The sequence below is a fragment of the Aquimarina sp. 433 genome (genome assembly GCF_054054605.1).
On record NZ_JBSWZK010000011.1, the window covers coordinates 134,133 to 147,290 of the forward strand.

At 30.5% G+C, this 13,158-nt stretch carries 16 protein-coding genes; 1 reads left to right on the forward strand and 15 read right to left on the reverse strand.

The features are described from left to right. Positions 1-35: 35 nt before the first annotated feature. The 12 genes from ACWNT5_RS20220 to ribB form a co-directional block, all read right to left on the reverse strand. The gene (locus ACWNT5_RS20220; protein ID WP_299609506.1) at positions 36-371 is read right to left on the reverse strand and encodes a lipocalin/fatty-acid binding family protein; all 336 of its coding nucleotides are present in this window, start codon (positions 369-371) and stop codon (positions 36-38) included. A gap of 11 nt (positions 372-382) precedes the next feature. Continuing rightward, positions 383-1,096, reverse strand: a complete 714-nt coding sequence (locus ACWNT5_RS20225; RefSeq protein ID WP_299609508.1) for a DUF6090 family protein — start codon at positions 1,094-1,096, stop codon at positions 383-385. A 159-nt stretch (positions 1,097-1,255) separates the two neighbouring features. After that, on the reverse strand, positions 1,256-1,756 hold the full coding sequence (locus tag ACWNT5_RS20230) for a hypothetical protein (protein ID WP_299609511.1): 501 nt from the start codon (positions 1,754-1,756) through the stop codon (positions 1,256-1,258). 277 nt (positions 1,757-2,033) lie between these two features. Continuing rightward, positions 2,034-3,689 (reverse strand): DUF4832 domain-containing protein, encoded by a 1,656-nt coding sequence (locus ACWNT5_RS20235; protein WP_456518413.1) that lies wholly within the window; start codon positions 3,687-3,689, stop codon positions 2,034-2,036. 126 nt (positions 3,690-3,815) lie between these two features. Continuing rightward, entirely contained in the window at positions 3,816-4,289 is a 474-nt protein-coding gene (locus ACWNT5_RS20240; RefSeq protein WP_299609517.1) for a YdeI/OmpD-associated family protein, read from the reverse strand. 62 nt (positions 4,290-4,351) lie between these two features. Beyond that, positions 4,352-4,813, reverse strand: coding sequence for a DUF1801 domain-containing protein (locus ACWNT5_RS20245; protein WP_299609520.1), 462 nt, complete (start codon positions 4,811-4,813; stop codon positions 4,352-4,354). Positions 4,814-5,067: 254 nt separating this feature from the next. Next, positions 5,068-5,652 (reverse strand): hypothetical protein, encoded by a 585-nt coding sequence (locus ACWNT5_RS20250; protein ID WP_299609523.1) that lies wholly within the window; start codon positions 5,650-5,652, stop codon positions 5,068-5,070. Between the two features lie 190 nt (positions 5,653-5,842). Continuing rightward, positions 5,843-6,262, reverse strand: a complete 420-nt coding sequence (locus ACWNT5_RS20255) for a hypothetical protein (protein ID WP_299609526.1) — start codon at positions 6,260-6,262, stop codon at positions 5,843-5,845. A gap of 80 nt (positions 6,263-6,342) precedes the next feature. Then, positions 6,343-6,816: a Crp/Fnr family transcriptional regulator gene (locus tag ACWNT5_RS20260; RefSeq protein ID WP_299609529.1), complete on the reverse strand. Its 474-nt coding sequence runs from the start codon at positions 6,814-6,816 to the stop codon at positions 6,343-6,345. A 35-nt stretch (positions 6,817-6,851) separates the two neighbouring features. Further along, on the reverse strand, positions 6,852-7,808 hold the full coding sequence (locus ACWNT5_RS20265; protein WP_299609532.1) for a hypothetical protein: 957 nt from the start codon (positions 7,806-7,808) through the stop codon (positions 6,852-6,854). A 518-nt stretch (positions 7,809-8,326) separates the two neighbouring features. After that, positions 8,327-8,923, reverse strand: coding sequence for a Crp/Fnr family transcriptional regulator (locus ACWNT5_RS20270; protein WP_456518414.1), 597 nt, complete (start codon positions 8,921-8,923; stop codon positions 8,327-8,329). Further along, complete coding sequence (gene ribB / locus ACWNT5_RS20275; RefSeq protein WP_456518415.1) at positions 8,924-9,586, reverse strand: 3,4-dihydroxy-2-butanone-4-phosphate synthase; 663 nt, start codon at positions 9,584-9,586, stop codon at positions 8,924-8,926. Between the two features lie 328 nt (positions 9,587-9,914). Between ribB and ACWNT5_RS20280 the strand changes: the two genes are divergently transcribed. Then, entirely contained in the window at positions 9,915-10,721 is an 807-nt protein-coding gene (locus ACWNT5_RS20280) for a hypothetical protein (protein ID WP_456518416.1), read from the forward strand. A 64-nt stretch (positions 10,722-10,785) separates the two neighbouring features. On the opposite strand, the gene ACWNT5_RS20285 is transcribed toward ACWNT5_RS20280, so the two are convergent. The 3 genes from ACWNT5_RS20285 to ACWNT5_RS20295 form a co-directional block, all read right to left on the reverse strand. Then, a complete protein-coding gene (locus tag ACWNT5_RS20285) occupies positions 10,786-11,715 on the reverse strand; it encodes a hypothetical protein (protein ID WP_299899801.1) in 930 nt (309 codons plus the stop codon). A 147-nt stretch (positions 11,716-11,862) separates the two neighbouring features. Then, positions 11,863-12,405 carry a hypothetical protein gene (locus tag ACWNT5_RS20290; RefSeq protein ID WP_456518417.1) on the reverse strand — a complete coding sequence of 181 codons (543 nt, stop codon included), beginning with the start codon at positions 12,403-12,405 and terminating at the stop codon, positions 11,863-11,865. 170 nt (positions 12,406-12,575) lie between these two features. Then, positions 12,576-13,109 (reverse strand): DUF4442 domain-containing protein, encoded by a 534-nt coding sequence (locus ACWNT5_RS20295; protein ID WP_456518418.1) that lies wholly within the window; start codon positions 13,107-13,109, stop codon positions 12,576-12,578. Between the last annotated feature and the right edge of the window lie 49 nt (positions 13,110-13,158).

Genomic DNA, 13,158 nt, shown 5'->3' on the forward strand with positions numbered 1-13,158 from the left:
GGTACAAATAAAGCTAATTGGCAAATTGGAAAGTTTTATTCAATTTCTATATATTCGGATTTACCACTAGACAGATCTCCGTTCAACCAATTCCAATCAAAATTTAATTTGAGTTTTCCATTTTGTGTTTCAGAAATAGTGCCCTTTGATTCTCCAGCTTTTAGTTCTCCATCAATGGTGAGACATTGATATAAAAGTTCAATTTTAGAATCATCAATCCGCTTGCCGATGATACCCCCTTCTTTTATGGCTCCACCCGAATAGGTTCCTGTTATTGTCGTTCCCTTTTGAGAATAATGAAAAACGGTTTCTCCGGATGATAATCCATTTTTGTTTTCAGCTGTTATAAATTTCTTATTGTTTAAGTTCAATTTGAGTTCTTTTACTGTTTAATTACTTCAATTTCATTGATGAGTTCTAATCCTCTCTGTTTAAATTTTTCTAACTCAGGTAGATATACTTTATAGGCAAAAAAATCTGCAGTAGCGACACGGTTTTTATAGTCTTTACTGTTTATAGCATACTCAATAAATTCATTGTTTATTTTTAATTGTACATAATCCAACCACCATTCTGTGTTATTTTTCCAATAATTAAAATTGTCCTTGTAATCTTTAGAGCGTAATTCATCATCTACTTGTATTTCCCATAGTTGTTCTTTGTAAAACAGAATTAATTTTTGCACAAGTTCTTCTTTTTCCTGACTTATCTCACCTCTAAAATTTTCTAGTTGCGAAATACCTCTTTGGTTAATGGCTAGTTCGGGATAACCAAAAATTAGAAATGCTATGTTGGGATTTTTAATATAATCTTCTTGTGTATATTCTGATTTTAGAACTTTTTCGAAAACAGGTTTAATATTTTCATAATGGTTAAAGATGTTGTCGATTTTACTTACATCATTTTTGAGATCTTCTTTTACTTTTAGCAGTAATTGATTCAACTCATTATTTTGTTTGCGATTTTCATTCCAGTTATTAATGGAAACAGCTATCAATATTCCTAGAACCACCAGGATAATTTCTCGTATTGCATAGATAAAGAAATTAGACTCTTTCTTTTCTTTTGTCTGTTTTTTATTGAAAACGTTTCTCATTCTTATTTTTCAAGGTTATCTAAATCTTCCAATATGGATTTGGAGATTACATCAATATACGTTAGAGTGGCAGCATAATTGTCTTTACTATACATCGAGTATGGTCTAACATGTTTTTGTGTAATGGTTTTAAAGCTGTGATAGACTTATTGCAGCTTGCTACTTATTGAGAGCACTTTCAAATTCACTAAGCGATACTTTTTCTTGTTTTGTTGAATACTCTCCGAAAGCAATTCCTTTATAAAAGTCAACATTCAAATAATCTGTTGTACAGGCAAAAAAGTCATAATCACCTTTATTGCCTTCATCTGAGTCACTCAATATTTTTCTTGGTGCAATTAAGTAATATTTTCCAACCTCAAAATTTGAAATATAGGGTCTGCATAGCATTCCATTGTCTCCCCATATTTTAATTCTCTTTTTTGATTCTACACCTTTATATTTTTTGATGATCTCAACGGTCATCGAAAAAGGCATGTCTTGATCATACCCAAGAATTTTATGATCTAAAAAATCAGTGTATTCGATCACTTTTACTAAGGCCACAAACCCGCTTTGATTGGATATTGCGCTAAAAGAACAGTCTCCTTGGCAGTCGCAGTCGCAAGCAAACGAATCGAAGGAGAGTAATACAAAGAGTAGAATTAGTGTTTTTTGCATCAAAGAGGTTTTCATAGTTCTCAATAATATTTCTTATCAGTTGTAGTTATATTCCAAGACTAACATGCAATATACAAATTGTGAGTTAGATAGCGATTCGCAGCTGATAAGATTTACCTATGTAAGTATTACATCTAATAAACTACCTGTTCTAAAAGTCATTTTGCTTACAATTAGTACTAGTCCAGTTAGTTTAGTTGCCAATGACAATAAACTTTTGTTCCTTTTATGTTATGATTCTACCAAAAAAAATCAATTGATTGGTAGCGTAGGGAAGTTATTTTTTGATCAACTTACATTGCGCTACTTTAGAATTACCAATTTTAAAGAAGTAGATTCCACTATCTAAATGAGAGACATCAATTTTTTGAATTTTTAGAGGATGTATTTTCATGATGAGTTGTCCTAGGCTGTTAAAGATTTGTATGTCTTCTTTTATAGATTCATGAACTTTAATCGTTACATCACTAGAAGCAGGGTTTGGGTATATTGAAAGTCTATTGTTCTCTAATGCAATATCATCCACAGAAAGACTTGGTTCTAAGGTCACTGTTTGTAGTAAGTCATTATATCCTGTTTGTGAATCCCAAGTACCAGCATTTGCGAGTTGAATACTGTAATCAGGATTTGTTTGTAATGAAACATCATTATCAGGAATCCATAGATATAATTTATACGTTCCAGAAATGCCAATATCGAAGTTTTGATTTATAATTGTAGTATTTTCCCAAGTTCTTATATCGGTATCGATTAGAGAAGTAGTAATGTCATTTGTTTCAGTATTTTGGATTATAAGATATACATCACGTTCTTTAAAAATTCTTGCAAAACCAACATTCTGAATCTCTAGCGCCAAGTCGAAGTCAAGATTATTTACAGTTACGGTAGATGATGTGAGGGTATATCTATACCCTAATCTTCTAACAATTTCTTCGTAAGTATTAGAAGCAATAATTCCATCCCAAAAAGGAGTATAGAAATCTCTATTAATGGTCGTCCAATTTGTTAAATCCATTTCATTAATGGCATTTTCTCCTGAGGTTCTAAATCCGTTATCACATCCATTAAGGCCATTAGTTTCGCCTGTCATGGGAAGATATTTTGTTTCGTTGGCAATAAAATTGTAATCAGATGTTCCTACAGGTGTTGCACATTGATTAGAAACGGAATAGGTTCCCTGATCTCCATAATCATTTAGGAAAGCATCATTAAAAAAACCAATTCTGGCATTTGCTGTATTTTCGTAAGCAGTTTGCTCTGTTAATAGTGTATTGCCATACATAGTTTTTTTGATATTAGCATATCGTACTTGCAAAGGGATATTTGAAGGAGTGGCAGAAAGCATTGCATCTACAATCTCTTTTCTATTATTCCATTGTGCTGCAGATATAGCGCCTTCTGTACCAAACTCATCAGAGTTGGTGTAGTACCATTCGCCCCAAGTGCCAATAAATCCAGCTTGATGAGATAATATAATGTCTTTGTTCTCATCTAATATTTGAGTAATTTGAGTGATATGTGATAGAATTTGAGCTTTAGTTGGTTGCTGAGGTCCGGTTCCTTGACTATTGGAGTAAGAAAACCTAACAATTGTTTTTAAACCTGCCAATCTAATATTATTAAAGTCATTTCTAATGTTATCTAGGTAGGTGTTATTAATATTTGAATCTAGAAATGCATCTAATAGGAAATACCTAAAAACTACCGTTACTTTATCAGTGCCATTCTTCCAACTCTCTAGTGTCGATACGGATAAATTATTCGCTCCGACAGTGGTAGCATAATTATTAGACGTTATAGAATACTTTTGTAATCCTCTTTCTGGATTAGCAATGATGTTTTGAGAACTTGTATAATTAACTGTTTGTGCTACTAAGATGGCATTGCAAAAAAGAAAAGCTAAAACTCTAATAGCATTATGTATCGCACTCATATGTTGGTTTTAAACTTAAAACGAGTAGGTATAAGATTTGTTGTTTTATGAATAAAACCAATTAGGAAAGAGTTCGGAATAAAAACAGGACGGAGGGTTTCTAAAAATGCTTTCAAATATAGTATTTTACTTTGCTAGCTTAGCCTTTTCCTTTGCTAAGAATTCGGTAATTATTTTTATTTGCCTATCCATATTCTTGATTTTTACAATACTATAAATCAAACTTCTTTTTTTTCCGTCGGTTATTTTATCGAATATTTCTTTGGCTTCGGAATCTTGTTCTAGCAAAACAGAAAGAACTTCAGGAATTTCAACACCTAGTTGATCAGGGTCTTCTTCAATTTTATATGCTACTTTATCATTAAGTTCTTTATCTAGTTTTTCCAAATGTTTTCCTGCAACTATGATATAAAAGTTTCCATCTCCTAGGTGATTTAAACCACAGCGATAAGAAACTATATTGTCTATAGTACAAATCATTCTGGTCGCCCTTTTTCGACTAAATTGATTAATGATTTCAGAATCAATTTTTAAGTAGAAATATCCGCCTTTTCTTTTTTCGAGTTGTTTTATCGTCTGTTCGCCAGAATAAGATTTCATATAGTTTTCAATATAAATATTCTTGTAACCAAGTTAAGCTTTTATGGATTGGTTTTAATTGTTTATGTTTTGTTTGGTCTTATTTTCTTTTCAGAAATAGACATTACAATGCTTTTGGGATTATTGTTTTCTAATATTAATTCACCATTTATTTTTTCTGATATACCCACCGCTTCCCAGATCAGTTCTTTTATTTCCTCTTTAGGGAAAGATCTAAAATCTTTCACCGAAATATGTCGTATCAATTTTCCTTTTCCATCTAGTTTAATAGTTGTTTTGGATAATTCTGCTCCGCGATTAAACCCAAAATTCACATGTTTAGAATACACTGCTATATGACAGAATGCGTCTTTCAATTTTTCTGATTTAGAATAAGCAAGAGCTACAGCATTATAATTATCCCAAATCAACTCATTAGCCTGAGGAACTAATTCCGTTATAAAGTTTCGTAAATCTAACGTCAACTTTTGGATTTTTGGATCGTAAGGTTTTATAAAGCTTTTAAGTTGAGGATTTGGTTGCATGTCTTTCTTTTTTGATAGAGAACTATCTTATCAAAATATGAATTTTTTATTTTATCTAAAGTGATAAGATTGTATAAATTTTTTAGCATTGGCTAGGATAGGAGAAACTGTTTATTTTCCTTGGTATTTCAATTTCTCATAAGAAATTACTATTTCACTCGATCTTATTTCTTTGTTTACTACAAATCTTGAAAATCGAACAATATTTAAAGTTTTATCGATAGTGTTAAATAATGCGGTATAAATTATGCTTTTTAAGGGAGTAACCAAAATCTCCATCCGCCAAAATAGTTTCTGTAATTTTGGTCAAAGGTCATTAAACTTGATGATTTGGGCAAGTTGTTTGAAAGCGCATATTCATTATATTCTTCTTTATTGCTGAATTCAATGATTTGATCCGACTTCATATTTAAGACAAAAAAATCATTTTCATAATCATAAAAAAAGTGATTTTGATCAAATTCTCCGCAGAAAAATTCCTCTCTCGTGATAAATCTTGAAATACTAATTTGATGTCCGTCTTTATTCTGGTATCCTTCTAAATCAGAAAACTCCCAATTAGTGTTCTCTACTGTGTTCCAATAACCAACAGGAATTCTAGGGCCATCACCCAAGCCATGATTTCCCCAATAGGTGAAAGAATAAATGAATAGTAAAACAGAAATTATAAACCCAAATATGAACCAACTTGACTTTTTATTATGTACTACTTTGTGAAGAGAATCACCTTTTCTAAAATAAGAAATTACCGTTATGATCATAATCAAAATCCAAGAATAAATCGATGCTAGAATTCCGATTTTTAAAATCATGAATATAAAGTGTCCTAAAGCTTCCATTTTACTTTTTTGGGTGTTTTTATAGTCTTTACTATAAGTACCTTAAAAATAGAAAATGTTACCTTGTTTCTTATATAACTAGGCTTTTTTCTGGAAAATATTAAAAAATATGTTTATCCATTTATGATAATAATAGTATAAACGATTCATAGTATTCTTTAATTTATTCTTCTTTAAAATATATTGATATTTAAGGAATATGATTCTTTTTTAGCGTTTTAAAATATACGTAGTAACTCAAGATTATTGCTAGTGAAGAAAAAATGGTCATTAACGTCCCTGGTATAAAATTTACAAAGCCTCCTAAATCCATAAATAAAAAATAACCTAAATCAGCCAAACCACCAGTAATCGCAGCAAGAAAAATAGCGTTTTTATTTCCTTTCCAAATATAAAATGCTGAGATAAAGGTTACAATTCCAATCCGGAATAAGTTAAATCCATGCTGACCAATAATAGCACCTGATGCTTCTGTGTAATTCATTTGTAGAAGGTTTGGATCAATAGCATCTGCAATTCCTGATACCGAAGACGAAATATCACCTGCTAAAATGTGAACTAACCCCCAAATAATCCAAAGTATTGCGGATACTCGTAATAAAATTTTCATCCTGTTTGATTTTAGTTTTGTTGAATTACAAAATTAAATCTGGTAGAAAATCTGTGCATTATGATTTCATAAGAAATATGTTAGCGATCTTTTTTTACACGTTTAGATTTGGCAGCACTAAGGGTTTCTGGATTAACACCAATGTAAGAAGCGATCATATGTTGTGGAACACGCTGAGCAATATCAGGATATGTTTCGATGAAGTTCTCATAACGTTCAATGGCGTTCGTACTAATGAGCATTAAAATACGTTTTTGTAAAACATGCAATCTTTTTGTGAGCGCACCTATATTTTGCTTTTCTCTTTCGAGATCTTTATTTAAAACGACTATAATAGAATCTTCTAGAGTATCGATAAACAATTCTGATTTAACGTCAGGGGAACAGGTATCAGCAATTACCCATCCCTCAGGGGCGAACATAAATATATTTTCTTTTCCATTTTTGTCAATAGAATAACTTCTAAGCAATCCAGATTTCACTAGATAAATCTTTGAGTTTAGTTCACCTTCTCTTTGGATGATCTGTCCTTTCTTAATTTTTAGCTCTTTCAATATTGATTTTTTTTTGAATTTACCTTTCGTATTGTTTAATCAATCTGATTAGCATTACTGGTACTACGATAAACGTCACTTATAATATCTTCGGGACTACATTTTTCGAAAAGATACTCTTGTTTAGGGATTATGAAAGTTTGCGTTGATGTAGGCATGTCTTCTTCCATGGTATTGGTAACTTCTTCAATTAGTTTGCTATTAATTACATCAAAGTTTAGACTATGATGACTTCCAGCACCAACATTATAGGTTTCGATATGAGTTAAAACTAGTTTCTTGTCATCATATTTAAACGTAGAAAAGTTATTGCCAACAGGCCCTGTTCCATATAATTGAATCTTTAGTTCTTTATTTGAAATAATGATATCCTCTTGATAATAAGTTTCCATATCACTTTCATTAGAAAAAAACTTATTTGGAAAAACTGTGTTAGAAACTTTATCAATCTTGTAGCTGTTTTCCTTTTTTAAGAATACCATTACAATTCGATCCCCACTAAAGTTCTCGATCTTTCTTATCACCGTAACAATATCGTCTATGTTATCTCCATTTAAATCTCCTTCTGTTTTATATTCTATTTCATAACCGTAGAGGATGAGATTTTCAATGTTAGTGCTAATATGGTCAAACTCTTTCTTATTTGCTATAAAACCATCGAATACATATTTTACATCAGATTCCTTTTCTATTTGAACTCCAACCCATTCTCCCGATATGTGTTTGTTCTCGTCAACAATTTCATCAAATATATTTGTATGCTCTACAATCTGTAATTTTTGACCAAATTCAAACTTTCCTAAGATTTTTCCCTTTGGTGTTTTTCTATAATTGAGACCTGATCTAGCAATGACGTATCTAATTTCGGTATTGTTTACCGAAGAGTTATCTACTGTAGTTTTAGATTCATTTTTGATATTGGAACTAGTGTTAGAATCTGTTTTACAACTCAATAATTGGAAAAGAAGTATACAAATAAAAAATTGTTTCACGAGAATTAGTTGGTTTTACGAATATGAATTGTTGTATAGTTAGTTATTTGATTTTTATAAGTATGTTTAAGACAAACGAATAAGAATAAGAATAAGAATAATAAGGAAAAAGATTTTATGAAAATATTATTTGGTGTTGATTTTTATAAAATCTATGGTGCGTGAGGAGTAGCAAGACAAAAGAATTATTGAAACAATTTCACCAGGAAGGGAAATAAAATTGTAGCATTTAACTTTTGTTTTTGGTTTTCCATTGTTTATAGCTATCCCAATTGGTAAGCTACCAATTTTCTATGGCAAATTGCGTTATTTTTTCAGTTCCCTTATGATCTATATAAAAGCTTCTGGTCAAACCTTTGGAAATGAAATAGTGATGCTTACAAGTCTTACCAGCTTCTAATATATATTCAGATTTAGAGTACTCTTTTAATTACATTAGGGTAAAAAAGTAGTCAATGTCAGAAATTGATATTTTTCCATATCGTCTAAAATATGCTGCTAATTGTTCTTTTTCTGTCTTAGCTGATTTCATTTTTTAAAAGAAATTTAGACTTAATTCTGCTTAATGTTTCATGCGATATATTTATGTAAGATGCGACCACTTTATTTGGTAAACGTTTTACAATCTCTGGATTTACATCAAATAATTGCTCATAACGCTCTAACGCATTTAAGGTAGTAAAAGAAATTAATCTCTTGGAGTTATTTACATAGGCTTTTTCTAAATAAATATTATAAAAATCTTTCCATTTGGGAATCGTTTTTATCAGATGTCTGAAATCTCTGTGAGTAATATATAAAAGTTCACTGTTTTCAATGACTTGAATAGATTCTTCAGCTGGTTGATTCGTAATAAAACTTACTAATTCTGTTGCAAATTGATTTTCGAAGGCAATATATCGTGTGATATCCTTGCCTTCTTCATCTATATAAAATAAACGTAAACAACCTTTTACTACGAAATAACTTACCTGACTATTTTTACCTTTAGGTAATAAAATATCATTCTTGTTTTTATTTATGGATTTAAAATATGACAGAACAATTTTTAAATCTTCATCGTTAATGTCAATATTCTTTTTTATGAAATAGGAGAGTTCTTTATAGTCCGTCATTTACTTATAATCTCTTACAAATTTACGATATTGAATAATATCCTGAATTGATAATACGCTCAAATTATGCTCTTTAGCAAACTGTAGTATGGAATCATCTTTGGCCATTGTTCCGTCATCATTCATGATTTCGCATAAGACAACTTCAGGTTTTAGTCCCGCTAGTTTCATTAGATCTACACTTCCTTCTGTATGTCCTTTTCTTGCTAATACTCCATTATCATTAGCTCTTAATGGAAAGATATGCCCAGGTTTTACTAAATCACTATTTTTAGCGTTTTCATTGCTAGCTACCTGAATTGTTGTTAATCTGTCTTTAGCAGAAACTCCAGTGGTTACTCCTTCTTTTGCTTCAATACTTATCGTAAAGGGTGTTTGAAAACTACTAGTATTTTCTTCTACCATATAAGGTAAATCAAGTTGGTCAGCTTTTTCATTTGTCATGCATAAACAAACGATACCACTACATTTTCTAATCATTAGGGTCATTTGATTGACAGTCATGGTATGTGCAGAAAATATTAAATCCCCTTCGTTCTCTCTATTTTCATCATCGACTAAGATAATTCCATTTCCGTTTTGAAGATGTGTTATTGCATTTTCTAAGCGTTCTTCACTATTGATGCCAAATGTTTCTAATTTATCTAATTGTGCAATTATCATTTTGTGTTTTTTAATGTATAGTTACAAAACTAATGCTGTTTTAGACCAAACCATTTGACCTAAGTCAATAAATTGAGTAATTGTTTTTTCTTTTTGTAGAGAATTTATTGTTTTGATTATTAGTGTTTTAATGATGGTCTGTTTATTCTCTTCTATAATTGATTTCTAATTTGTCTGTTACAATTTTTGGATTGGTTCGTTGATGATGTAAACAAAACAACGAATGCAAAAATCTACTTTCAAAAAAATTATAAACGTTCTTAAGTATATAGCGATATACAGTCTTTCTTCTAAAATGATAACTTTCGCTATCCCTAAATTGTTACATATGCAATTTCGTCAGTTACATTCAGAATCCTTTGTTTACTTAGCTGAAGTTTCTAAGTTTCAACATATGTGGTCCTTTTTTGGGCGTTCTTACCATTATAATTTGTTTATAGGGATCTCAGAATTTTTGATAGGTGCACTGATACTTTTTCCTAGAACTCGATTAATAGCTTTATTATTATCCCTTGGAGTATGTCTTAATATTTTTGTTTTAAACATTGAGTTTGAGGTTCTTTTTGCCATTGGTCATATTACTTTTGATTTAGTAATAACTTTATTATTGTTACTAGAATATTACAAAGACATTTATCAATTCTTTATAAAACTAGGAGGGAAGGTTAATGGCGTAATATCAAAACCGAAATACAAATTTCTTCGATTATTCCCATATATATTTCTAGTAGTACTATCGGTTGGCTACTTTGTATTTTCAATTTATGTGAAATCCATGTTTAGTGTAAAACACAAGATTGTTGGTTCTTATGAGGTGAATACTATAAAAGTTAATGATTCTGTGATTAATCTGAGAAAGGGTAGTATCGGTAAAAAGCCCATGTTATTTTTTGAACATAATAGCCAGTTGGTATTATCTGCACAGGATACTATGTATGTTGGGTTTTATATGATTAAAGATGAAAAAATTAGTTTGGGTTTTGAAACACCTACCGCATTCGGCTTGCAGCGACTTATTGATGTAGACTTTAATGACAAACAAATAAAAGGTACTTCCGAAAACAAGGAGCTTTTTGAAATCGGATATCAACGATTGAGCGAAAAAGAAGATTATCTTAATGGGATTTATGAGTAAACATAGTTTATCCTATATCTTATTACTTTTTTGAAGGAAACATATTCTCTTCATTAATAGTAGCTTAATCGAAGTTAACTTTTACAGATTTAATCTTTCCTTCTAAAGTGGGTTGCTTCTTCAAGAACATAGTTTTAAAAAGTTCTGCTTTTTTTGAAAAAGTAAGTTTGTCCATTTTTTTATTGTAACAAATAAAGTAGAAGGTACTTTCTTTTGATAAATTTACACTTGGAGCGAATAGTGATTTAAGACCATTATGATTTAATTTTTGATTTTGAAGCTCTTCTTCTGTAAAAACAGTTGTAGAAAATTGTATTTCATCTAATAATGCTATTTCTTTTTTAGGTGTTGTACCAACTGCAACAAACCAAGTTGCCTTTCTATTCTCTATTTGTTCGGTCAATCGTTGTTTTGCCTTATCGGAATAGTAATAAAGTTGAATCACCTTATATTTGTTTTTAGAATCTTTTTTATTGATGTTTTTGAGATGTATGGTACTACTTAATTTTTTTTCGAAAATATTAGCAAGAAATTCATTCCCTTTTCCTCGATCAATAAAAATATTATAACCTAAACTATCTTCCTTTTTTTGAAATTCATTTATGTATCTTAAAGTTTCTTCTGATTCAGCAATATAATTTCTACCAATTTGAGAAGGATTAACATATTGGCTTCTATATTCTCTGTTTGCACGAATTTTTGCAGAGTTTATTTTGGTTGTATCATTTGTGTAGTATAGAATAGAATTAAGTTGTTTTGCTTTTTCTGAAATTAAATAATTAAGCTCTTCAACTTTTTTATTCCTCATTTCAATATACTTATTAACCTCGGAAACAGATCCGCCATAATGAATAGTTTCCATTTCGTTTTTTGCTTTGTAGCTGTGAATGAATTCTTCAATAGAATACCCACAGACTCTCATTAAAAGTAATCCTCCTAAAATAACGTAGATTCCATATTTAAATATCAAGAAGCCAATAGTTTCTTTTTTCATAAAGGTAAAGTTACATTAGAAATATATAAAAATTGTAGTCAACATTTTATATAAGTATCCTAATGCTGCTAAATGTTACCCTGAATTAACCAAAACAGAGCAAATGTTGCTTATGCATAGAGTTATAAATTACCTCCTTAATAGTGTTTATCGTATATGTTCAACAGAAAACCGAACTCGTACATCTACTCCAGTAAATTCTGTAAGTCTAAATTCGAATTCTACAGGATTGTTTTCATTGGATACTGTACGAAAAACTTGTACAAATTGAGATCGAAGTTCATTTCCTAAATAATCATCGATATTCCCATCTGGATCTCTATCATACATTTGCGTATAAAATCTAAATTCTGCTCCATTTAGTATTTCATCTTGGGTAATCGTAAAAGTATGTTCAGACCCTTCGGAATTGATCAAGAATTCTTGAGTACCTATTGATTCGAAAAAGTCGCGATTTCGTTCCCACAGAATATGTTCTTCAGTAGTATCGCCAACTGCTATAGTTGTACTGATTCTTCCATAAAGTTCGAGAGCATCTCCTTCTGTATCTGGAAATTGTCGTGAGACAATGGAGACTGCTTTTATTTTAAAAGATTCTGTTTGTGGCTCTAGAATACCATCGTCGGTACTACAAGCAGTAGCAAATGCTAACAATACTGAAATAAAGATTGTGAACTTTAATGTTTTCATAATATTTTGTTTTTTAGATTCAACAAGGCAAACCTATTTCAAAATACTACCTGCACCTAGTTTTTGCTATGGACAAAATATGGACAGGTAAGAAAATCCAGTATATACAAGAGGAAATTGTAAAACACAATGTAACCTTTAATGAGGTTTAGTAGTTGCAATTAGACGGTTTATTTCAGTGCAGTTCTAGCTTGCTTTCGCTTTTGTTTGTAGTAGTTCTTATTAGCAACATAGATTGTTTTTTTTACTTCACAAAAGATGGTTGCTTCATTTTTATTAGTGAGTACTGTGTTTTTCAAAATTTCGATTTCATTTTTTTCTGAGACTTGCTGTTTAATGGAGTCTAGTTCTTCTGTTGTATAAGTAAAACGTGCATATAAATCTTCTTTTGCAGGTTTTTTGAAGAAGATTTCAGCAGATTTATCCCAGACCACATAATCGTCATCCAGAAGATTAATTAGTTGAACCATTGGTATCGGATCTACCGCAGAAAACATACTACCGCCAAAAATAGAATTTACATAATTTCTGTTCTTATAGCTTATAGGAAGTTTTATTTTGACTTCTAGTAAGTCTTCTGAAACTTCAATTACTTTTGCAGTACTTCTTCTATACATTGGCGAATAATTGAAACCGTACTTAAAGAGCGTTTTCAACTTAAAAAATCGCCCACCTATAGTTGCTACTTTTTTGTATAATGACATTATATATTGCTATTTAAACTGATTTAAATTTTTTTATTTTTTCAGTAGG

What these genes read in the sequence shown, in the direction of transcription:
- ACWNT5_RS20225 (WP_299609508.1), bottom strand. Translation starts at nt 1,096, where the DNA reads ATGAGAAACGTTTTCAATAAAAAACAGACAAAAGAAAAGAAAGAGTCT.
- ACWNT5_RS20230 (WP_299609511.1), bottom strand. Translation starts at nt 1,756, where the DNA reads ATGCAAAAAACACTAATTCTACTCTTTGTATTACTCTCCTTCGATTCG.
- ACWNT5_RS20235 (WP_456518413.1), bottom strand. Translation starts at nt 3,689, where the DNA reads ATGAGTGCGATACATAATGCTATTAGAGTTTTAGCTTTTCTTTTTTGC.
- ACWNT5_RS20240 (WP_299609517.1), bottom strand. Translation starts at nt 4,289, where the DNA reads ATGAAATCTTATTCTGGCGAACAGACGATAAAACAACTCGAAAAAAGA.
- ACWNT5_RS20245 (WP_299609520.1), bottom strand. Translation starts at nt 4,813, where the DNA reads ATGCAACCAAATCCTCAACTTAAAAGCTTTATAAAACCTTACGATCCA.
- ACWNT5_RS20250 (WP_299609523.1), bottom strand. Translation starts at nt 5,652, where the DNA reads ATGGAAGCTTTAGGACACTTTATATTCATGATTTTAAAAATCGGAATT.
- ACWNT5_RS20255 (WP_299609526.1), bottom strand. Translation starts at nt 6,262, where the DNA reads ATGAAAATTTTATTACGAGTATCCGCAATACTTTGGATTATTTGGGGG.
- ACWNT5_RS20270 (WP_456518414.1), bottom strand. Translation starts at nt 8,923, where the DNA reads ATGACGGACTATAAAGAACTCTCCTATTTCATAAAAAAGAATATTGAC.
- ribB (WP_456518415.1), bottom strand. Translation starts at nt 9,586, where the DNA reads ATGATAATTGCACAATTAGATAAATTAGAAACATTTGGCATCAATAGT.
- ACWNT5_RS20280 (WP_456518416.1), top strand. Translation starts at nt 9,915, where the DNA reads ATGCAATTTCGTCAGTTACATTCAGAATCCTTTGTTTACTTAGCTGAA.
- ACWNT5_RS20285 (WP_299899801.1), bottom strand. Translation starts at nt 11,715, where the DNA reads ATGAAAAAAGAAACTATTGGCTTCTTGATATTTAAATATGGAATCTAC.
- ACWNT5_RS20290 (WP_456518417.1), bottom strand. Translation starts at nt 12,405, where the DNA reads ATGAAAACATTAAAGTTCACAATCTTTATTTCAGTATTGTTAGCATTT.
- ACWNT5_RS20295 (WP_456518418.1), bottom strand. Translation starts at nt 13,109, where the DNA reads ATGTCATTATACAAAAAAGTAGCAACTATAGGTGGGCGATTTTTTAAG.